At 61.3% G+C, this 20358-nt stretch carries 22 protein-coding genes; 10 read left to right on the top strand and 12 right to left on the bottom strand.

Annotated elements, in window-relative coordinates:
* Positions 1–194: 194 nt before the first annotated feature.
* Together ACTZWY_RS15945 and ACTZWY_RS15940 are read right to left on the bottom strand one after the other, a co-directional pair.
* Positions 195–419 carry a DUF1150 family protein gene (locus tag ACTZWY_RS15945; protein WP_444791692.1) on the bottom strand — a complete coding sequence of 75 codons (225 nt, stop codon included), beginning with the start codon at positions 417–419 and terminating at the stop codon, positions 195–197.
* A gap of 111 nt (positions 420–530) precedes the next feature.
* Complete coding sequence (locus tag ACTZWY_RS15940; protein ID WP_444791691.1) at positions 531–947, bottom strand: Hsp20 family protein; 417 nt, start codon at positions 945–947, stop codon at positions 531–533.
* Between the two features lie 196 nt (positions 948–1143).
* Between ACTZWY_RS15940 and ACTZWY_RS15935 the strand changes: the two genes are divergently transcribed.
* The 3 genes from ACTZWY_RS15935 to ACTZWY_RS15925 all read left to right on the top strand — a co-directional run bounded on the left by ACTZWY_RS15935 (position 1144) and on the right by ACTZWY_RS15925 (position 2982).
* Positions 1144–1362 carry a YdcH family protein gene (locus ACTZWY_RS15935; protein WP_444791690.1) on the top strand — a complete coding sequence of 73 codons (219 nt, stop codon included), beginning with the start codon at positions 1144–1146 and terminating at the stop codon, positions 1360–1362.
* Between the two features lie 62 nt (positions 1363–1424).
* Entirely contained in the window at positions 1425–1913 is a 489-nt protein-coding gene (purE, locus tag ACTZWY_RS15930) for a 5-(carboxyamino)imidazole ribonucleotide mutase (protein WP_444791689.1), read from the top strand.
* The gene (locus tag ACTZWY_RS15925) at positions 1906–2982 is read left to right on the top strand and encodes a 5-(carboxyamino)imidazole ribonucleotide synthase (protein ID WP_444791688.1); all 1077 of its coding nucleotides are present in this window, start codon (positions 1906–1908) and stop codon (positions 2980–2982) included. Before purE ends, ACTZWY_RS15925 begins: the two co-directional genes overlap by 8 nt.
* 10 nt (positions 2983–2992) lie before the next feature.
* Here ACTZWY_RS15925 and ACTZWY_RS15920 read toward each other — a convergent pair whose 3' ends face one another.
* Together ACTZWY_RS15920 and trxB are read right to left on the bottom strand one after the other, a co-directional pair.
* A complete protein-coding gene (locus ACTZWY_RS15920; protein WP_444791687.1) occupies positions 2993–3868 on the bottom strand; it encodes an esterase/lipase family protein in 876 nt (291 codons plus the stop codon).
* A 124-nt stretch (positions 3869–3992) separates the two neighbouring features.
* Entirely contained in the window at positions 3993–4934 is a 942-nt protein-coding gene (gene trxB, locus ACTZWY_RS15915; RefSeq protein WP_444791686.1) for a thioredoxin-disulfide reductase, read from the bottom strand.
* Positions 4935–5118: 184 nt separating this feature from the next.
* Between trxB and ACTZWY_RS15910 the strand changes: the two genes are divergently transcribed.
* Positions 5119–5619, top strand: a complete 501-nt coding sequence (locus ACTZWY_RS15910) for an Lrp/AsnC family transcriptional regulator (RefSeq protein ID WP_444791685.1) — start codon at positions 5119–5121, stop codon at positions 5617–5619.
* 109 nt (positions 5620–5728) lie between these two features.
* Here ACTZWY_RS15910 and ACTZWY_RS15905 read toward each other — a convergent pair whose 3' ends face one another.
* The 6 genes from ACTZWY_RS15905 to nadA all read right to left on the bottom strand — a co-directional run bounded on the left by ACTZWY_RS15905 (position 5729) and on the right by nadA (position 12427).
* A complete protein-coding gene (locus ACTZWY_RS15905; RefSeq protein WP_444791699.1) occupies positions 5729–7108 on the bottom strand; it encodes an MATE family efflux transporter in 1380 nt (459 codons plus the stop codon).
* A 46-nt stretch (positions 7109–7154) separates the two neighbouring features.
* The gene (locus tag ACTZWY_RS15900; protein WP_444791684.1) at positions 7155–8057 is read right to left on the bottom strand and encodes a nickel/cobalt transporter; all 903 of its coding nucleotides are present in this window, start codon (positions 8055–8057) and stop codon (positions 7155–7157) included.
* Entirely contained in the window at positions 8039–8707 is a 669-nt protein-coding gene (locus ACTZWY_RS15895; RefSeq protein WP_444791683.1) for a DUF1007 family protein, read from the bottom strand. The genes ACTZWY_RS15900 and ACTZWY_RS15895 overlap by 19 nt, the downstream gene beginning before the upstream one ends.
* Positions 8708–8962: 255 nt before the next feature.
* Positions 8963–9814, bottom strand: a complete 852-nt coding sequence (gene nadC / locus ACTZWY_RS15890; RefSeq protein WP_444791682.1) for a carboxylating nicotinate-nucleotide diphosphorylase — start codon at positions 9812–9814, stop codon at positions 8963–8965.
* Entirely contained in the window at positions 9811–11373 is a 1563-nt protein-coding gene (locus tag ACTZWY_RS15885; protein WP_444791681.1) for an L-aspartate oxidase, read from the bottom strand. Before ACTZWY_RS15885 ends, nadC begins: the two co-directional genes overlap by 4 nt.
* Before the next feature lie 4 nt (positions 11374–11377).
* Complete coding sequence (nadA, locus tag ACTZWY_RS15880; RefSeq protein WP_444791680.1) at positions 11378–12427, bottom strand: quinolinate synthase NadA; 1050 nt, start codon at positions 12425–12427, stop codon at positions 11378–11380.
* 380 nt (positions 12428–12807) lie between these two features.
* On the opposite strand from nadA, the gene ACTZWY_RS15875 reads away from it, so the two are divergent.
* The gene (locus ACTZWY_RS15875) at positions 12808–14361 is read left to right on the top strand and encodes a trimethylamine methyltransferase family protein (protein ID WP_444791679.1); all 1554 of its coding nucleotides are present in this window, start codon (positions 12808–12810) and stop codon (positions 14359–14361) included.
* A gap of 301 nt (positions 14362–14662) precedes the next feature.
* Here ACTZWY_RS15875 and ACTZWY_RS15870 read toward each other — a convergent pair whose 3' ends face one another.
* Complete coding sequence (locus ACTZWY_RS15870; protein ID WP_444791678.1) at positions 14663–15046, bottom strand: hypothetical protein; 384 nt, start codon at positions 15044–15046, stop codon at positions 14663–14665.
* 1 nt (position 15047) lies between these two features.
* On the bottom strand, positions 15048–16250 hold the full coding sequence (locus tag ACTZWY_RS15865) for a pyridoxal phosphate-dependent aminotransferase (RefSeq protein WP_444791677.1): 1203 nt from the start codon (positions 16248–16250) through the stop codon (positions 15048–15050).
* A gap of 114 nt (positions 16251–16364) precedes the next feature.
* On the opposite strand from ACTZWY_RS15865, the gene ACTZWY_RS15860 reads away from it, so the two are divergent.
* The 5 genes from ACTZWY_RS15860 (at position 16365) to pgl (ending at position 20277) form a co-directional block, all read left to right on the top strand.
* Positions 16365–16766 carry a helix-turn-helix domain-containing protein gene (locus ACTZWY_RS15860; protein ID WP_444791676.1) on the top strand — a complete coding sequence of 134 codons (402 nt, stop codon included), beginning with the start codon at positions 16365–16367 and terminating at the stop codon, positions 16764–16766.
* Positions 16767–17039: a succinate dehydrogenase assembly factor 2 gene (locus tag ACTZWY_RS15855; protein ID WP_444791675.1), complete on the top strand. Its 273-nt coding sequence runs from the start codon at positions 16767–16769 to the stop codon at positions 17037–17039. It begins immediately after the preceding gene.
* Between the two features lie 68 nt (positions 17040–17107).
* Complete coding sequence (locus ACTZWY_RS15850; protein WP_444791698.1) at positions 17108–17611, top strand: MarR family winged helix-turn-helix transcriptional regulator; 504 nt, start codon at positions 17108–17110, stop codon at positions 17609–17611.
* Between the two features lie 549 nt (positions 17612–18160).
* Positions 18161–19606: a glucose-6-phosphate dehydrogenase gene (gene zwf, locus ACTZWY_RS15845; RefSeq protein WP_444791674.1), complete on the top strand. Its 1446-nt coding sequence runs from the start codon at positions 18161–18163 to the stop codon at positions 19604–19606.
* Positions 19606–20277: a 6-phosphogluconolactonase gene (gene pgl / locus ACTZWY_RS15840; protein WP_444791673.1), complete on the top strand. Its 672-nt coding sequence runs from the start codon at positions 19606–19608 to the stop codon at positions 20275–20277. Before zwf ends, pgl begins: the two co-directional genes overlap by 1 nt.
* Positions 20278–20358: the final 81 nt, after the last annotated feature.

Here is a 20358-nt window from a genome sequence, read left to right as displayed (position 1 = left end):
GAGCATGTCGCGCAAAAGTGGGACCCGGTTTTGCGCAAAAAGACATGCGACACAATAAGGTTAGAGTGGATGGCGTGAATGCGAATGAACGCGATACTCTCTAAAAAACGCCCCGAAGGGGGGCGTTCTTGCACGTTCAGGAAACGCGTTCAAACTGCGTGTATCACTGCCCCCGCAGCTTTTGGGCGCGCAGCTCAGTGCACGCTGACCGGGGTGTAATCATTCTGTCGCGCCATGACAAAGGCCAATGTCCGGTCGGTGACCACTGCCATTTGCTCGCCTTCTTCGTGGTGAATTGCATATAGCTGCACAACATCAGGCAATTGCGCGCGAATTTCTTCGGGCAGGTCGCTGGCCTTGATGGGCCGGACATAGACGATGGGCCGGTTGGATGATTTCACGGGATAGGCATTTTCCATAGGGGTATCCTTTCCTTGATGCCGGGTGCGGGAACTGGTGTTCCCCGATGCACGCCCGCAACCTTCGCAGGTTACGGCATAAACCTTAACGTCGCGTGACACTGCGATGCGCTAGCCCCGCTTGATTGCGATGGTTTGCACCGTGTCTTCGGGTTCCTGACGGATCAGGTCGATATGCAAAAGGCCGTTTTCCAAACGAGCCTGATCCACATCAACCCCTTCGGCCAGGGCAAAAACCCGCTGGAACTGGCGCGCGGCGATGCCACGGTGCAGAAAAACGCGGTCTTCCCTGGTGTCGTCCTGCTGTTGGCCGCGCACCATAAGCTGCCGTTTTTCCACCGTGATGGCCAGATCCTGTTCGCCAAACCCCGCCAGTGCAAGGGTAATGCGAAAGCTGTTCTTGCCCGTCACTTCAATATTGAAGGGGGGATAACCATCTGCGCCCGTGCGTGCCGTGCGTTCCACAAGGCGTTCAAGCTGGTCAAACCCCAATAACAAGGGGTGGGACGGAAATGTAAGTTTGCTCATCAGCCCGGCCCTTTCATAAGCGACATTGCTGCAGGCCCCGTCGCGGCGGCCTTGGTTAAATATATGGGGCCGATATGCCAAACCGCAAGATATGCCCGCCTTGAAAGATGAATCCGCGCCCAATTGCACAAAAGCTTTTGCGACGCGGAATTTCCGGCTATTGTGCAGGCAGGTTACAAAAAGATGACGGGCAAAAATGAACTCTCCTGTGGAATTGGATCATGAAGGCGTGCTGCGCGTCAAACTGGAAGTGTTGCGCCAGAAACACCGTGATCTGGACGAGGCGATTGACGCCTTGCAGGAAAAGGGCGCGTTGCAGCAATTGACCATCCAGCGCCTGAAGAAGGAAAAACTGCGCCTGAAGGACCAGATTTCCCGCATCGAGGATGAACTGACCCCCGATATCATTGCCTGATGCAATTGCACCTGCGCGGCCCATCGCTATAGTGCGCGCAATCATTTTTTTGCGGGGGCAAGATGTCAGGTGTGAAGGTGGGAATCATCATGGGCAGCCAGTCCGACTGGCCGACCTTGCGTGACGCGGCAACAGTGCTGGATGAACTGGGCATACCCTACGAGTGCCGAATCGTTTCCGCGCATCGCACGCCTGACCGCCTGTGGGACTACGGGCGCACAGCGGTTGCGCGCGGCTTGCAGGTCATTATTGCAGGGGCGGGGGGGGCTGCGCATTTGCCCGGCATGATGGCGTCAAAAACCCGCGTGCCGGTCATTGGCGTGCCGGTTCAGACCCGCGCCTTGTCGGGGGTCGACAGCCTGTATTCCATTTTGCAAATGCCGCGCGGTTTTCCAGTGGCGACAATGGCCATCGGGGCCGCAGGGGCGGCAAACGGGGCGCTGTTGGCGGCGGGCATTCTGGCGCTGAATGATGCGGAGATTGCCGCAAGGCTGGACAAGTGGCGCAGTGATCTGTCCGCCTCCATACCAGAGGAACCGATTGATGAGTGAAGCGCTTGAACCGGGCCGGGTGATCGGCATTCTGGGCGGCGGGCAATTGGGGCGCATGCTGTCAGTGGCGGCGGCGCGGCTTGGCTATCGCTGCCACATCTTTGACCCGGCGCCGCAACCGCCTGCGGGCCATGTCGCTGAAAAGGTGGTGACGGCCCCTTGGGATGATGCGCGCGCCCTGCGCGACTTTGCCGCCGGTGTTGATGTGATTACGTTTGAGTTTGAGAATATCCCCACTGCCACGCTGGATGTGCTGGAACCGCTGCGCCCCATTCGTCCGGGCAGGCGGGCGCTGGCGGTGTCACAGGACCGCTTGACCGAGAAGGATTTTCTGCGCGATCTGGGCTTGCAGACCGCGCCCTATGCCGCTGTCAGCAGCGCGGCCGACCTGAACGCCGCGCTGGCCGCGATTGGCACCCCTGCCATCCTGAAAACCCGCCGTCTGGGCTATGATGGCAAGGGGCAGGCGCGGTTGCAAACCCCCGATGACGCAGCCGCCGCATGGGACGCCGTGCAAGCTGCCCCCGCCATTCTGGAAGGGTTTGTCAGCTTCAGCCATGAAGTGTCTGTCATCGCAGCGCGTGGCCTGACGGGCGAAGTGGCGGCCTATGACCCCGGTGAAAACCTGCATCAGGACGGGATATTGCGCGAAACCCGCGTGCCTGCGCGCCTTTCGCCTGCGTTGCGCAGTGATGCTGTGTTGATGGCGGCGCGCATTCTGAATGCGCTGGACTATGTGGGCGTTCTGGGCGTGGAATTGTTTGTTACCGCTGACGGGCTGGTGGTCAATGAAATTGCGCCACGCGTGCATAATTCTGGCCATTGGACACAGAATGGCTGTGCGGTTGACCAGTTTGAACAGCATATCCGCGCGGTTGTGGGCCTGCCCTTGGGGGATGGCGGGCGTCATGCAGATGTGGTCATGGAAAACCTGATCGGGGATGATATGGACAGGGTGCCTGCGTTGCTGAAAACGCGGGATGCGGCGGTGCATCTGTATGGCAAACCCGAACGCCGCGCGGGGCGCAAGATGGGGCATGTGAACCATATCCTGCGCCCGAAAGGCTAGACCGCTGCGGTCAGCCGCCGTTTTCGGGCGCGGGCGTCAGGTTGCGCAGAATATCGGGTTTGACCCAGCGGCTTAGCGTGTCCTGATCGGGCATATGCTGCAGCACGTTGCGCTCCAGCATGGATTGGAACGCGCCCGGTTCTGTCAGGCTGCCCAACGGGGTGGGCGTGGCCAGATAGCGCAGCGCGTCGGGCAGGGTCATGTCATGGTCAAACTGGCCTTCTTCCAGAAATTCCAGCGTATGGGCAATGACAAGCGGGTTGTTCATGATGAATGTATGCGTTGCCGAAATCACGATATGGTCGCGCATTCCGTCCAGTCTGGTGCTTTCGACCGACACTTTGCCATCATCCGCCCCGTCGATCAGCGCAGATAAAAGCGGGTTCAGCGACACATCCCCTGCGATGATGCCAAGGTCATAACTGGGAAAGGCGGGCAGGGTCTGCGGGGTGGAGTCGTCGCTGGTGCCCAGTTCCAGACCGGCGGGGCCGTTGATCCATGAAAAAGCTTCAATATCGGAAAAATAATCGACCAGTTCCGACCCGTGATTGGGCGGTGCCAGCATGACCACGCGGCCCATCATGTGTTGGGGGCGGTTGCGTGCCAGCCAGCCCCGCGCCAGAATGCCGCCCATGGAATGGGTTACAAAATGCACCGGGCCAGCGTCGCAGTCCTGCACGGCCAGCCCCACATGCCCCAACAGCTCGTTTATGGGCGCAGCCGTTGACGGGTAGCCGTGATTGACAGTCTGGTAGCCGTGCAGTTGCAGCGCTTCTTCCATCACAGCCATCGAATGCTCGCTGCGTGCCAGCCCGTGCAGCAGCACGACGCAATCGGCCATGGCGGGGGCGGGCAGAAGAAAAAGTGTCGTCAGAAGTTTTTTCATACCCCCAGTATAGGCCCGCTGTCGGGGCTGCACCAGTGGCACAACGCACCGATGACGCATTTGGGACATGCCAAGACAGGGGGCATTCCCCCATCCTGGCCCGATATGCGTCCGGGTGGGGACGTCAGCCCTGTTCGGCCAGATATTTTTCCGCGTCCAGCGCAGCCATGCACCCCATCCCCGCGCTGGTCACGGCCTGACGATAGGTGTGGTCGGTCAGGTCGCCTGCGGCAAACACACCGGGGATTGAGGTGCGCGTGCTGCCCGGTTCCACCCAGACATAACCGCCTTCCTGCATTTTCAGCTGGTCCTTGACCAGCGCGCTGGCGGGGCTGTGGCCGATGGCGATGAACACACCCGCGCAGGCGATGTCCTGTGTCGTGCCTGTGGCGACATGGCGCAGGCGCACCCCTTCGACACCGGGGGCGGCAGAATCGCCCAGAACCTCGTCCAGATTGTGGTCCCACAGAACCTGAATCTTGGGGTGGTTCAGCAAACGGTGCTGCAGTATTTTTTCCGCACGCAGGCTGTCGCGGCGGTGCACCAAGGTGACCTTGGACGCAAAATTGGTCAGAAACAGCGCTTCTTCCACAGCGGTATTGCCCCCGCCAATGACCACGACTTCCTTGCCGCGATAGAAGAACCCGTCACAGGTGGCGCAGGCGGATACGCCCATACCCTTGTATTTCTCCTCGGACGGCAGGCCCAGCCAGCGCGCCTGCGCGCCTGTGGCCAGCACAATGGCATCGGCGGTATAGGTGGTGCCCGTGTCGCCCTTGGCGGTGAAGGGGCGCTTGGACAGGTCCAGTTCCGCAATATGGTCCGAGATGATTTCGGTGCCCATTTCGCGCGCATGCGCTTCCATGCGCACCATCAGGTCCGGCCCTGTGACCATGGAATCGCCGGGCCAGTTTTCCACTTCAGTGGTGATTGTCAGTTGCCCGCCGGGTTGAATGCCCTGCACCAGCACTGGTTCCAGCATCGCGCGCGCGCCATAGACCGCCGCAGTATAGCCCGCAGGGCCAGAGCCGATGATCAATAGCCGTGTGTGGCGGGTGTCCGTCATGGTCATGTCCTTCATCACTGTCGTTCAGGCGCAATGTAGGCATGTAGAGGGTCAGCACAAGGCCCATTGATGGTGCCCATTGCGTGCGGCGGGGCTGCGAACAATTTATTGCGCAACTTTGAAAGATTATTGCGCGTGCGCCTGCTTCGGCATACATAAGGCGCAAATATCAAGGAGAGTTCGCATGTCAGGCAGCAAGCTTGATCCCATTGACCGCAAGATCTTGGCGGAATTGCAGGCCGATGGCCGCATGACCAATGTCGAACTGGCCAAGCGTGTGGGAATTTCGGCGCCGCCCTGCCTGCGGCGGGTGCGCACGCTGGAAGATGCGGGGTATATTCGCGGCTATCACGCGCAGGTCAATGCGCGCGATCTGGGCTTCGAGGTGCAGGTCTTCGCAATGGTGGGCCTGAATTCTCAGGCCGAGGCCGATTTGTCGCGGTTTGAACAACGCTGCCGGGATTGGCCCTTCGTGCGCGAATGTCACATGCTCAATGGCGAGATTGATTTCATCCTGAAATGCGTGGCCCCTGACCTGTCCAGTTTTCAGCGCTTCCTGACCGAAGACCTGCTGGCCGCCGACAATGTGGCAACTGTCAAGACCTCGCTGGTCATTCGCTGCGCGAAGGCCGAACCGGGGGTGCCGTTTGACGTGCTGGAAGCGCGCGCCGTGGATGTGGGCTAGGGTATGTCGCGTTCATCCGCATTCCCGCCACATACCATAACTTATTGATTTTCAAGGTTCGAGAAACTCAAAACCGGTTCCCACTTTTGGGCAACCTTCTCCTGCTTGGCTAGCTGTTTGCGGCCCATGGGGTGGCATTGCTGCGCCCCGGCCCGCGCCAGAACCGCCACATCAACGCCAGCGCTGCCGCACTTAGCCCGACCGCAAGCCCGGCCCATATCCCCTCGCCGCCCCAGCCCAGACGAATGCCCAGCACATAGGCCACAGGCAGGCCCAGCCCCCAATAGCTGAAGGCCGCAATCCACATGGGCATGCGCGTGTCCTGCACGCCGCGCAACAACCCCATGCCCATGACCTGCGCACCATCTGCCAGTTGAAAGAACGCGGCAATCACCAGAAATGACGCGCCAATGGCAATAATCGTGTCGCGCGCCGGTTCATCAGGCCCAAGGAACACGCCCACAAGTTGCGGGCCAAAACCGATATACACCACCATGGTGGTCAGCGCGAAACTGATCGACACAAAACTGGCCGCCAGCGCCGCCCCGCGCAACGCGCGCTGGTCGCGCTGCCCGCGCGCACGCCCCACAAGCACTGTGCCCGCATTGGAAAAGCCCAGATGCACCATGAACAACAACGCCGTGATTTCCAGCGCGATGCCATGCGCGGCCAATTCATGCGTGCCCAGCCAGCCCACCATCACGGCCGCCGCCGAAAACAGCGCCGTTTCCGCAACCAGGGCCACCCCGATGGGCCAGCCCAACCGCCACACAAGGCCCATCGCCACCCAATCGGGCCGCCAGAAGCGTTGAAACAGCGCATAGCGCCGCAGCGCGGGCAGCATTGCACAATACAGCGCCAATCCCGCAATCGTGGCAAGCTGCACCCCAATGGACGCCAGCGCCGCCCCGCGCACGCCCAGTTCGGGCGCACCAAGATTGCCGAAAATCAAAACCCAGTTCAGCCCGATATTCAGCACCACCGCACCCAATGTCAGCAACAGCGCAATCTGTGTGCGCCCCAGCGCTGCCAGATAGTTTTTCAGCACCATCACCGCCAGCGCAGGCACCATCGAAAACCCGATAATCCGCAAATAGGCTTCGGCAAGGGGCACCACATCGACAGGCTGGCGCACAAGCGTCAGAAATGCGCCCGAGAACCAGAAAAACGGCAACACCCCGATGCCAAACGCGATAGACAGCCAAAGCCCCATACGGGTGGTGCGGCGCACCTCTGCGTCGTCATCTGATGCGGCTGCCGTGGCCACCATGGGCATGACTGCATTGGCAAAGCCGGTGCCGAATATGAACACTGTGAAAAACAGCGCCGCCCCTATGACACCGGCTGCCAGATCAAGCACCCCATACCAGCCCAGCATGATGGTATCGGTGACTGCCAGCAGAAATTGCGCCAGATGGCTGCCGGCCAGCGGCACCCCCAGTGCAAGCACTGCGCGCAAGTCCTTTCCGAAAGGGTGTGTTCGCCACATCATGCGCCACGCTTTACGCGCGCGGTGACACTTACGGCAAGGGGGGTCATAGGTTTTTTAACATGTTCAGCGCCAAAATCACGATGATCAGCCCCGCGCCCAGTTCCAGCACCGGCACAAGTCCCGACACGCGCCCCAGACGCCGCGCCGCCCCCAATGCGCCATCGCGCGCCAGCACCGCCAGCGCCGCAACCCCCATCGTCACCGATGCCGTGCCAAGCGCCATGACCAGCGCCCCAGCGATACCTTGCCAGACCAGCCCCATGCGCCATGTCAGGATCAGCAGAAACAACGCGCCGGTGCAGGGGCGCAGCGCAATTGCCCCGATCAGCGCTGCAGCGTCGCGCCAGCCTTGCAACTGCGCCACGTCTTCCACACTGGGGCCATGGCGGTGACCGCAGGTGTCGCATATCCCCGCGTCAGGCCCATGCGTGCTGACCGGCCCGGCACGCCCCTGTGCGCGCAGGCACCGTCGCGCCCCGCGCCACACCAGCCACAGCCCCACCATGGCAATGGCCACAAGGCTGGCACGGTCCAGCCAGACTTCGCCCATATGCTGGACACTGGCCCGCGTGGCATTGAACACCAGCACCCCGCCATAGACCAGCACCACCGCGCTGATCCCTTGCGCAACGGAAGCCGCAAGCCCGACGCCCATCAGCCGCCCCATGGGGGCGCGGGTGCCTGCACCATATGCCCCCAGCAGGAACTTTCCATGCCCCGGCCCGGCGGCATGGGCAACGCCATAGGCAAAGCACATCGCCCACAACGCCACCAACGCGCCCGGCTGGCCCGCATGCAAGGCGCGCAACCCGTCTGCCAGCTGTGACTGGAACCTGTGCTGCGCCGCTTGCGCCCAATCACTGACGCCGTTCAGCCCGTCCGCGCCCCACAGCACCAGCAACGCAAGCGTCCCCAGCGCGGCCAGTGTCAAGATGGCGGCGCGCATAGGATGCGGACCTCCTCGGAAAACAGGGCGCCAACAGGGGGAAATTCGGCCTCCATATCGCCGCCTGCGGCCAGCAATTCGTCAAGGGCCGCGTCCAGTTGCGTGCCCGCCGCGTCCCAGTCGGGTTCGAATATCCGCATCTCGCAGCGCGCGTCGCCAATGACCTTCGGTATCGTGGTCAAGGTATAGCTGGTGTAATAACTTGGGTCATGGATGGAGACGGTCCATTCGACCCCCGGTTCGGGCAGCTCGTCAAACCGGCGCAAATGCGAGGAGCGCAATTGCCCCTCCACATAATCCGATGTCCAGTCCACAGGGCCGCTTAACCCAAGCGCGCGCCCGTCCTGCGCCACATGGGTGTCGCCATGATACCCGTCAATCCAATTCATGTCGAACCCGTCCAGACGCGGGCGTTCCGCTTCGGTCACGGTGCCGCTGAAACTTGGGTCAAGCCCCAGATCGCTGACCAGAAGCATGGAAAAAAACGGGTCATATTCCCAGTATATGCGCAAGGCTTCGGGCTGGCCATTTGCGTCAAGGATCAGATCAAACTGCGCTTCCACAAAGATATGGGGATGGGCCTGCGCGACCTGACCGACCACACACAGGGCCAGTGCTGCGCTGGTCATACGGTTGGTGATCAGTGCCATTGCATCCATCCTACCCTTTTGACAGCGGCCCGGGGCCTGCGCGTGGAACCGCGCGCGCAGTGCTGCACAAAACCTGACATCATGCCCGCGCCGGGGCCAGACCGCAGGCGTGCGATGTCATGCGTAGCGGCCACCCTGATATGGTTCAACCAACGCATGGGCGCAACAGGCGGCATTCTGCCCGTGGGGTGGTGCGCAAGGGGGGGCGGGTGGGGCGTGCCGCCCCACGGGCAGGGTGCCGCCTGCATGACCGCCCTAGAAATCCAGCCCCAGATCCAGCACCTGCGCGGAATGCGTCAATGCGCCCACTGAAATGTAATCAACCCCTGTTGCCGCCACTTCAGCAATACGGGCCAGCCGCATGTTCCCCGAGGCTTCCGTCACCAGACGTCCGGCCACCATGGACACTGCGCGCGCCAGCGTTTGTGTATCCATATTGTCCAGCAACACCACATCCGCGCCGCCCGTGTCCAGCACCTGTTGCAACTGGTCCAGCCGGTCCACTTCAATTTCAACGCGCATCATGTGGCTGGCGCGCGCGCGCGCGGCGCGCAAAACGGGGCCAATCCCCCCCGCCGCCGCAATATGGTTGTCCTTGATCAGGATCGCATCCGAAAGCCCGAACCGATGCGCAAACCCGCCGCCATGCAGCACAGCCTGCTTTTCAACCACACGCAGCCCCGGCGTTGTCTTGCGCGTGCAGGTGATGCGCGCCTTTGTTCCCGCCGCCTGCGCCACAAAGGCCGCTGTCAGGGTGGCAATCCCCGACAGGCGGCCTGCAAAATTCAGCGCCACCCTTTCGCCCGACAAGATGGATGCGGCCGCGCCGTCCAGTGTCAGGATGGTCTGGCCCGCTGCAACCTGCGTCCCGTCCGGTGCCAGAACATCAATCTTCAGGTCCGGGTCCACCAACCGGAAGGCAATGCAGGCCAGTTGCACGCCCGACACCACGCCCGCATCGCGCGCATTCACCGCCGCGCGGTAGCGCACGTCCTGCCCGATGACCGCGCGCGTTGTCACATCGCCATTGGGGCCAAGATCTTCCAGCAGCGCCGCGCGCACCAGCGGTTCCAGCAACAGATCGGGCAAAGGGGGGAAGTCGGTCATTCCTGTGGCATCCTGACAGTGGCGCGCAAGGCGCGCGCCTGTTCAAAGGTCATAAAACTGCGATGGGCCTGCGCGGGGTCGGCCTGCGGGAAGTCATCGCGCCAATGGGCGCCGCGGCTTTCGCACCGCGCATAGGCGCTGGCGGCAATCATCGTCGCAGTGGCACACATATTCCTGAAATCGGGGCTGTCTGCATAGGTGTTTTCCAGATCTTCCAGCACCGAAAGCGCGACCGCCAACCCTTGCGCGGTGCGCCGCACACCGACATGCGCGCTCATGGTCTGGCGCAACTGCGTGACCGCACTGCCATCCAGCCCCACCCCGCCCGCAGGAAAGTCCAGCGCGACTGCGGGCACATCGGACGGGCCGTTCAGCCCCAGCGCCATATCGGCAGCCGCCGCACGCGCGAAAACCAGCGCTTCCAGAACCCCGTTCGAGGCCAGACGGTTCGCCCCGTGCAACCCCGTGGACGCCGCTTCGCCGCAGGCCCACAGCCCTGGCAAGCTGGAACGGCCCTGCCGGTCGGTGGAAACTCCGCCCATATGGTAATGTGCCGCTGCCGCCACAGGCACGGGCGCTGCGCAAGGGTCCAGCCCCGCGCGTCTGCAGGCGTCAAACACCGCAGGGTAGCGCTGCGCCAACTGCCCCCCTGCGCCAGCGGCGCGCATATCCAGCATGGGGCGTTGCCCTGCCTGCATCTGGGCAAACACTGCCCGGGCCACAATGTCGCGTGGCGCAAGGTCGCCCAGCGGGTGCTGGCCATCCATGAAATACACGCCCTGATCATTCACCAGCCGCGCCCCAGCACCGCGCAGCGCTTCGGTGGCAAGGGGGGCAGGGTCCAGACCCAGATCCATGGCTGTGGGGTGGAACTGGATGAATTCCATATCGGCCATCATGGCCCCTGCACGCGCCGCCAGCCCCATGACCTGCCCGCGAATGCGCGGCGGGTTGGTGGTCAGCGCGTATAACCCGCCCGAGCCGCCACCGGCCAGCAACACTGCCGGTGCGCCCAGTTGCACGGCCTGCGACCCGCCCGCCGCGCGCGCCAGCCATATGCCTGTCACGCGCCCGTCTGCCACGTCCAGCGCCTGCGCCACGACGCCTTCCATCACCTGCACTGATGGTGTGGCGCGCACTGTGGCAATCAGCGTTTCCATGATCTTCTTGCCCGCCTGATCGCCCTTGACGCGCACAACGCGCGCTGTGGAATGCGCGGCTTCATGGTTTAGCTGGAACTGCCCGTCCGCATCGCGGTCAAACGGGGTGCCGCGTGCGGCAAGGTCAAGGATATGGTCCCGCGCGGCCAGGGTGACCATGCTGGCCACACCCGCATCAACCGTGCCTGCACCCGCTGCCAACGTGTCGCTGGCATGGGCTTCGGGGCTGTCATGGGCGGCCATTGCGGCCGCGACCCCGCCCTGCGCCCAGGCTGATGATGCCCCTTCGCCCAACGCCTCGGGCGAGATGACAAGCACGGGGTGCGGTGCCAGCGACAACGCCGCATATAACCCGCCAAGCCCCGCGCCCACAATAACCACACGGTCCGTGCGCAACACCCGTTCAGGCCTTCTTCGCTGAAAGGTCAATCATGCGCTGCACTGCCAGACGCGCCTTGTCGGCCACAGCGGGGTCAACCTCAATGGGGGTGGTCATGGTGTGCAGCGACCACAACACCTTTTCCAGCGTAATCATTTTCATATAGGGGCACATGTTGCATGGCCCGATGAATTCCACATCCGGGTGCGCATCCGAGATGTTTGACGCCATGGAACATTCGGTCACCAACATGGCGCGGTCGGGGCGTTCGCGGCTGACATAGTCCAGAATTCCTGCGGTAGAGCCGGAAAAATCAGCCTCGGCCACCACATCGGGGGGGCATTCGGGGTGGGCTATGATCCGGGTGCCGGGGTTCCAGTCGCGGAAGTCGCGGATATCCTGCGCAGTGTATTGTTCATGCACGATGCACGACCCATCCCACCACACAATGCGCTTTTCGGGCACCTGCGCGGCCACATTCTGCGCCAGATACTTATCGGGCGTCATGATGATGGTTTGGGCATCCAGCGCGCGGATGATCTGCACTGCATTGGACGATGTGCAGCAAATGTCAGATGCGGCCTTCACCTCGGCGGTGGTGTTGACATAGGTCACCACGGGCGCGCCGGGATAGCGCGCGCGCATTTGCGCCACACCCTCGGCGGTAATGCTGTCGGCCAGCGAACAGCCCGCGGCCATATCGGGCATCAGAACCGTTTTCGCGGGGTTCAGGATTTTCGATGTCTCCGCCATGAAATGCACACCGCATTGCACGATGACATCAGCCTGCGTGCGCGTTGCCTCGATCGCCAGTTGCAGGCTGTCGCCCACCACATCGGCCACACCATGGAAAATCTGGGGTGTCATGTAATTATGCGCCAGAATGGCAGCATTGCGTTGTTTTTTCAACGTGTTGATGGCGGCCACATAGGGTGCGTGAATGGCCCAGTCCACGGGCGAGACAACCCGCGACATGCGCGCGTATTCCGCCCCCATGCTGGCGGCCAGTTCCGGGTTTGGGGCCAGATCATAAATCGCGCGCAAATCCTGACGAATGGCAGGCATATCCAGCATGGCAAGGCTCCGGTCACAATCCACGCCGATAGCGGCGAGAGGGTTTGATATGGTGAGAAGATGATGCGGTTCAAGAATTATCAAGCCCAAAGGGCCTAATTCTGCGCGGAGTGTTCCGCGGCTTCGGGGGGGTGGCGTTTCCTCCTGCGGCCTTTGACCCAAGGTCTTGACGCACCACTTAACCCTTTGGACCTGCGCTGTCCAGCCAAGCGCGAAAGCGCGATGTCGCTTTGGACCCTATTGCGCCGCAAACCGGCGATTGGCACAGCGCGAAGGCAAGTATCAAGATGGCATGAATCAGCACGCCCTGTTCCGCCGGTTTGCTTTGGCATATTCCGGCGGACCTGGGCGACCATGCAAAAGGGCGGGGTGTCCAACACATGACAGAAGCAGCAGAACAGGCGGCAGCACGGCGCGGACGCGGGGGCGGGGGGGCAGCACGGCGCGCCGCGCGCAGTGCCGTCAGCGTGGAAACCGCGCGTTTTATCACCCGCAACATTCCTGATTTTGACGTGTTGAACGAAGAAGCGCTGTGCATCATCGAAGCTAACGCTGAAACTGTGCTGGCCGAAATCGGCGTAAATTTCGTGGATAACCCCGAAGCGCTGGACCGCTGGCGTGCCGCCGGCGCCGAGGTGTCGGGCGAACGGGTGCGCATACCGCGCGGCCTTGCGCGCCAGCTATGCGCCACAGCGCCCGCCAGTTTCACCCAGCATGCCCGCAACCCCGCCCGCAATGTCGATATTGGCGGGCGCAATCTGGTGCTGGCGCCAGTCTATGGCCCGCCGTTTGTGCGCGATGCGGCCAGCGGGCGGCGCTATGCCACGATGGAAGATTTCCGCAATTTCGTGAAGCTGGGCTATATGTCGAAATGGCTGCACCATTCGGGCGGCACTGTGTGCGAACCCACTGACGTGGCCGTGAACAAGCGCCATCTGGATATGTTGCAGGCGCATATGCTGTATTCCGACAAGCCCTTCATGGGGTCGGTCACCGAACCCGTGCGCGCTGCGGATTCGGTGGAAATGGCGAAACTGTTATTCGGGGGCGATTTCGTTGACCAGAATACGGTCATGACGTCGCTGATCAATATCAACAGCCCGCTGACATTTGATTCCGTGATGATGGGGGCGCTGGAAATCTATGCGCGCGCCAATCAGGCCTGCATCATCTCGCCCTTTATTGTGGGGGGGGCGATGGCCCCCACCACGGTTGCGGGCACCCTGACACAGGTTCTGGCCGAGGTGTTGGCGGGCGTGGCCTATAGCCAGCTGGTGCGCCCTGGCGCGCCGGTGATTTTCGGCGCCTTCGTCACCTCCATCGACATGAATTCCGGCGCGCCCACCTTTGGCACGCCCGAAGCGTCATTGATTACCTATGGCGCGGGGCAACTGGCGCGGCGACTGGGGTTGCCCTACCGGTCGGGGGGGTCGTTTTGCGGGTCAAAACTGCCCGATGCGCAGGCCGCCTATGAAACCGCCAACAGCCTGAACATGGCGCTTCTGGCGGGGGTGAATTTCATGCTGCATGCCTGCGGCTGGCTGGAAGGCGGGTTGGTGTCATCATATGAGAAATTCGTCATGGATGCCGACCAGCTGGGCGCGCTGCACCATCTGGCGCGTGGGGTGGATATGTCGGACAATGGCCAAGCCATGGACGCGCTGCGCGAAGTAGGGCCGGGCGGGCATTTTCTGGGGTGCAACCACACGCAGGAGAACTTCAAATCCGCCTTCTGGCGGTCCGACCTGCTGGATTACAAACCCTTCGAGACATGGGACGAAGAAGGCGCGCGCGACACGCAAGCGCTGGCCAGTGCGCGGGTGGCGAAAATGCTGGGCGATTATCAGCAACCCGCCCTTGACCCGGCCATTGCCGAGGCGCTGCAAGCTTTCGTGGACAAGCGCAAGGCGTCCGAACCCGATGCATTCGGCTAGAGCATGTCGCGCAAAACTGGGACCCGGTTTTGCGCAAAAAGACATGCGACACCATAAGGTTAGAGTGGGTCGCGTGAATGCGAATGAACGCGGGCACGCGCTAGCGCATATCGTGCAAAAGTGGTTTCCACTTTTGCGCGATATCCTCTAACTTATTGATTTTGAGTGTTTTATAAGCTCAAAACCGGGAACGGTTTTGGGCCTGTTGAACATGCGGATTGAAGAAACCGCCCCGTGTTGCGTGCGTTCTATCGGGCAACCAAACAGTCAGCCGCGCGCATGCCAATGAATGCGGCACATTTTAGTCTGTGCTGCGCTGCGCCAGCTTGCGCACCAAAACCTCGCGCAAATCCTGCATGGCCCACAGCAATTCATCTGTTGCCGCGTCCAGTTCTTCGGGGCTGGCGCGAAATTGCGCCCAATGTGCGATATGGCCAATGTCTGTTACGGCGCGCGCGGCGCGCCCGTCCAGCCCGTTGCCATGGGCCAGCCAATCCGCAATCAGCGTGTGTTCTTCATCTGTCAGGGTGTGGTTCTGGGCCACGCGCACCTCGCCTGTCGCGGCCTCAATCCCCGCGATGCGGTGCATTTCCGTGCGCCGCAAGCGCGGGTCATGGCGGATTTGCAGCAGCATCGCGCCATTGGGGCGCGGGCGAAAATAATATCCGCGCGCGCCCTGCGTCATGTCACTTCAACCCTGCGCAGAAGGACTGGATGCGCGTGCAGGCTTCGCGCAGGGCCTCGTCAGATGTGGCGTAACTGACGCGGAAGCAGGGCGATGTCCCAAAGGCCGCGCCAAACACCACCGCCACGCCGGTTTCTTCCAGCAGCGCGGTTGCAAAGGCTTCATCATCGACAATATGCGCGCCGCCTTCCGATGTCTTGCCAATACAGCCCGCGATGCTGGGATAGACGTAGAACGCGCCTTCGGGCACCGGGCAGTCAATGCCTTCGGCGGCGTTGAGCATGTCCACGACCATATCGCGGCGGCGCTGGAACACCTTGTTGTTTTCGGCAATGTAATCCTGCGGGCCGTTCAGCGCCTCGACCGCGGCCCATTGGCTGACCGAACAGGGGTTCGATGTGGATTGGGACTGAATCTTGCCCATGGCCTTGATCAATTCCACCGGCCCCGCCGCGTAGCCAATGCGCCAGCCCGTCATGGCATAGGCTTTTGACACGCCGTTTACAGTCAGCGTGCGGTCATACAGTTTCGGTTCAACCTCGGCAGGGGTGCAGAAGGTGAAATCATCATAAACAAGGTGTTCATACATGTCATCGGACATGACCCATACATGGGGGTGGCGCAGCAACACATCGGTCAGCGCCTTCAATTCGTCCCATGTATAGCCCGCGCCAGTGGGGTTGGACGGCGAGTTGAAGATCAGCCACTTGGTTTTCGGCGTGATCGCGGCTTCCAGCGCGTCGGGCGTCAGTTTGTAAGCTGTGTCTGCGGTGGCTTCGGCAATCACCGGTTCGCCGCCCGCCAGCAGCACCATGTCCGGGTAGCTGACCCAATAGGGCGCGGGAATCACCACCTCATCGCCGGCATTCAGCGTGGCCATCAGCGCATTATACAAAACCTGCTTGCCGCCTGTGCCAATGGTCACTTGCGCGGGCGTGTAGTCCAGCCCGTTATCGCGCTTGAACTTGGCGCAGATGGCTTTTTTCAATTCGGGAATGCCATCAACGGCGGTGTATTTCGTTTTTCCCGCATCAATGGCCGCTTTTGCCGCGTCCTTGATGTTGGCGGGCGTGTCAAAGTCGGGTTCACCCGCGCCCAGTCCGATGACATCCTTGCCTGCGGCTTTCAACTCCGCGGCCTTGGTGGTCACCGCGATGGTCGGCGAAGGTTTAACGCGAGAGAGAGTGTCGGACAGGAAGGCCATGAGGCATACTCCGTTGCAGGGCAGAAATTTGTATCTTGGGCGTGCATGTCATAGGTTGCCCGTGACACCCGTTCAAGCATTATTCAATCCCGTTCAAATCCGGAAGGAAGAGATATGACCGAACAGACGCAGCCCAATGACTGGTATGCCCCTGACCATGCCACATTCGGTGACAGGTTGACAGCGGCGCGCGAAGCGCAGGGATTGACACAGTCGCAACTGGCCGGGCGGTTGGGCATCAAGCTTCAAACCCTGACGGGGTGGGAAAACGACCGGTCAGAACCGCGCGCCAACAAGCTGCAAATGGTTGCGGGGCTGTTGAATGTGTCCATGGGCTGGTTGTTGACAGGCGAAGGCGAAGGCGTGTCCGAACCTGCAACCCCCGAAGAACTGGCTGAAGATGCACAGGCCCTGCTGAAAGATTTGCGCGCCATGCGCGCCGAGACGATGCGCCTTGCAAACCGGATGGGAAAAGCGGAAAAACGGCTGCGGATGATCCTGAAAGAGACGATCTGAATGACCCTGACCCCCGAACAGACCCGGTTGAAAATGTTGCGCATGCGGTCCTGGCGGCGCGGAATGAAGGAAATGGACCTGATCCTTGGTCCCTTCGCCGACCGCCATCTGGACAGCCTGAGCGCGCCTGAACTGGACGATTATGACAGGCTGCTGTCGGAAAATGATCAAGACCTGTATTTGTGGGTAACAGGGGCGCAGACGGCCCCTGACGACCTGCTGCCGATGCTGTCCATGGTTGCGCGCGCGGCAGGTGTCACAAAAACTGGATAGTCCACCGCCGGGTTAACCCAATATTTGGGTGTTGCTGTCATTCTTGCCACTGAGCCGCGATGATGGAGATGATGGTGAGTGTTCAGCAAAACCTGGGAACGGCAGCGCGTTCGGAATACATGCGCCGCTATCTGGAAAATCTTGCGCTGCTGGAGCGGTTGCACCGGCTGATGCTGGACCTGATCAAGGACGAATTCGAACGTCTGGGGGTTGTGAATGTGAACCCTGTTCAGGCGTTGTTGCTGTTCAACATTGGCGAGAATGAAGTGACAGCGGGCGAATTGAAATCGCGCGGGTATTATCAAGGGTCCAACGTCTCGTATAACCTGAAAAAGCTGGTCGAACAGGGGTATATGCACCATCAGCGCTGCCCCGTTGACCGCCGCGCCGTGCGCGTGCGCCTGACGCCGAAGGGGGTTGCGGTGCGTGACCGTGTTTCGGCACTGTTTGAACGCCACGCACAGGAATTGCAGGCCGAAGGGATTGTCGATTTCGATGCGCTGGACGGTGTCGCCCGTAGTCTGCGCAGGATTGAACGGTTCTGGGGCGAACAGATTCGCTATATCTACTAAGGGGCGCCGCCATTGCGGGCCAGTTTTGGACAGATGATGATGAATATTCACCGCAATAGCCCCTGTTGACGTCAGGGGGCATCCTGCGGCCCGGACGCAGACAGCGCTGTCGCGCAGGAAAAAACGCTGCCATAACGGGGCAGGGCCGGTTCTGGGACTGTTGCAGGATGCGCGACATGCGAAACGCTTTCGGGAAAATGCGCGCCGCGTCACATGTTTATTTTGCGCATGCGCCGGGCAAAACGCACCCCGCCAGCGCGGGAACATGCCCAATTTGCATCACCCCTGCGGCATTCGGGGGGCGGGGGCGCTGCGGCGGGTGAAATCCATAATATGATATGCCATGCTACAGCTGTTGAAGCGATATTTTCGCCGGGGTCGCAAATAACGGGCCTTCGGGGGTTTTGCCGCCTGTGCGGTTGAATAGATATTTGCAGCGCTGTCGCAACGCCAGCACGCAACCATGTCTGGACAGCCTTTGTCAGGCGGGTTAGACAGGGCATGATAGCGCTAACGCGGTCATTGCGCCGCAGGATCAGGAGGGGTTTCATGGTCGCTCGCGTCATTCCGGTAGAGTGTTTTGATCTTGTTATATTTGGTGCCACAGGCGATCTGGCGCGGCGGAAAATCCTGCCGGGGCTGTTTCGCAGATGGAAAGAAGGCCAGATCCCCGAAGGCTGCACAATCGTGGGGGCCGCGCGCAGCAGCTTTACCCAGACGGAGTTTCGCGCCACGGTGCGCGACGCGCTCAGTGAATTTTTACCTGCCGCGGAACTGGAACCGGCAACTGTCGACAGTTTTCTGGGCATGCTGGATTATGTCACTATTGATGCGCGCGGCACAGATGGCTGGGAGGAACTGGCGGGCAAAATGCGCGCGGATGTGGTGCGCGCGTTCTACTTCTCGGTGGCGCCCGCGCTGTTTGGCGATCTGGCGCAGCGCCTGCACACGCGCGGCATCGCGCACCGCCAGTCCCGAATCGTGGTTGAAAAACCTTTTGGCAATGATCTGGCCAGCGCGCGCGCGCTGAACCAGACGCTGGCCGAGTATTTCAACGAGGATCAGATTTACCGGATTGACCATTATCTGGGCAAGGAAACGGTCCAGAATCTTATGGCCGTGCGCTTTGCCAATATCCTGTTTGAACCGCTGTGGAATGCGCAATTCGTGGATCATGTGCAAATCACGGTGGCCGAAACTGTGGGTGTGGGGGGACGCGGCGAATATTACGACAAATCCGGTGCAATGCGCGACATGGTGCAAAATCATATGATGCAATTGCTGTGCCTGATTGCGATGGAGCCGCCCCATTGTTTTGAACCTGACGCCATGCGCGACGAAAAACTGAAGGTCATTCGCGCGCTGGACCCTGTGACACCTGCCGAAATTGTGCGCGGTCAATACCGCAGCACGGGCAAGGATGATTACCTGACCGAATGCGGCGACCCCGCATCGCGCACCGAAAGTTTCATTGCGCTGAAGATGCATGTGTCCAACTGGCGCTGGAAGGGCACACCGTTTTATTTGCGCACTGGCAAGCGCCTGAAATCGCGCGTGTCCGAAATTGCCGTCAGCTTCAAGGAACCGCCCCATTCGATTTTTGGCGAATCGAACCAGTGGCGCGAAAACGTGCTTGTCATACGCCTGCAACCTGATGAAGGTATGGATTTACGCGTGATGATCAAGGAACCGGGGCCAGGGGGGATGCGCCTGAAGGATGTGGCCCTGGACATGAGTTTTGCCGAGGCACTGGGCAGTGATCTGGATATTCCCGACGCCTATGAACGGCTGATCATGGATGTGATCCGGGGCAACCAGACGCTGTTCATGCGCGGCGACGAGGTGGAGGCCGCATGGGCATGGGTTGATCCAGTCATCGGCGCGTGGGAAAAGCGCGAGGATCAGCCCGAACCCTATGAGCCGGGATCAACCGGGCCGGAAGGGGCGCTTATGCTGATGCACAAGGACGGACGCCGCTGGCGGGAGATCAGATAATGGAATTGCACACCTATCCTGACCGCGAAATGATGATGCTGCGCGTGGCGCAGCGTATTGCGTCGGAATTGGGGGAAACGCTGCGCGCCACGGGACGCGCCAGCCTGTCGGTGCCCGGTGGCACCACGCCGGGGCCTGTGTTTGACACGCTGTCGGGCGCGGATCTGGATTGGGGCAATGTGGCGGTCATGCTCAATGATGAACGCTGGGTGCCCGAAGACAGCCCGCGCTCCAACACCCGGCTGCTGCGCGAGCGTTTGCTGACGGGGCGCGCTGCGGGCGCGAAACTGGTGCCGCTTTATGCCAACACGCCCACCCCCGAAGAGGCGCTGGACGATCTGGCCGCTGGCGTGGCAGTGCATGTGCCGCTATCGGTGCTGCTGCTGGGCATGGGGGCGGATATGCACACGGCCAGCTTGTTTCCGGGCGCGGACAATCTGGCGCTTGCGTTGAAAAACGACGCGCCCCCCCTGATGGCCATGCGTGCCGATGCCGCAGGCGAGCCGCGCATCACCCTGACCGCGCCGGTCCTGAAATCGGCGCTGCGGGTGCATATTCTGATTACCGGGCCTGAAAAGCGCGCGGCGCTGGAACGGGCGCAGAAACTGCGCGCGCAGGACGCGCCGGTGGCCTGTGTTCTGGATCAGGCGCAGGTGCATTGGGCGGAATGATTTAAGACCGGGGCTGACGCCCCGGTTTTTTTGAGTATTTTTGGCAAGATGAAAACTGTTGGAACAGTGCAAGCAACAAGG

The sequence above is a fragment of the Roseinatronobacter sp. NSM genome, assembly GCF_052379845.1.
In the GTDB taxonomy this organism is placed as follows: Bacteria; Pseudomonadota; Alphaproteobacteria; order Rhodobacterales; family Rhodobacteraceae; genus Roseinatronobacter.
This window is presented reverse-complemented; position numbering and strand designations above follow the sequence as displayed.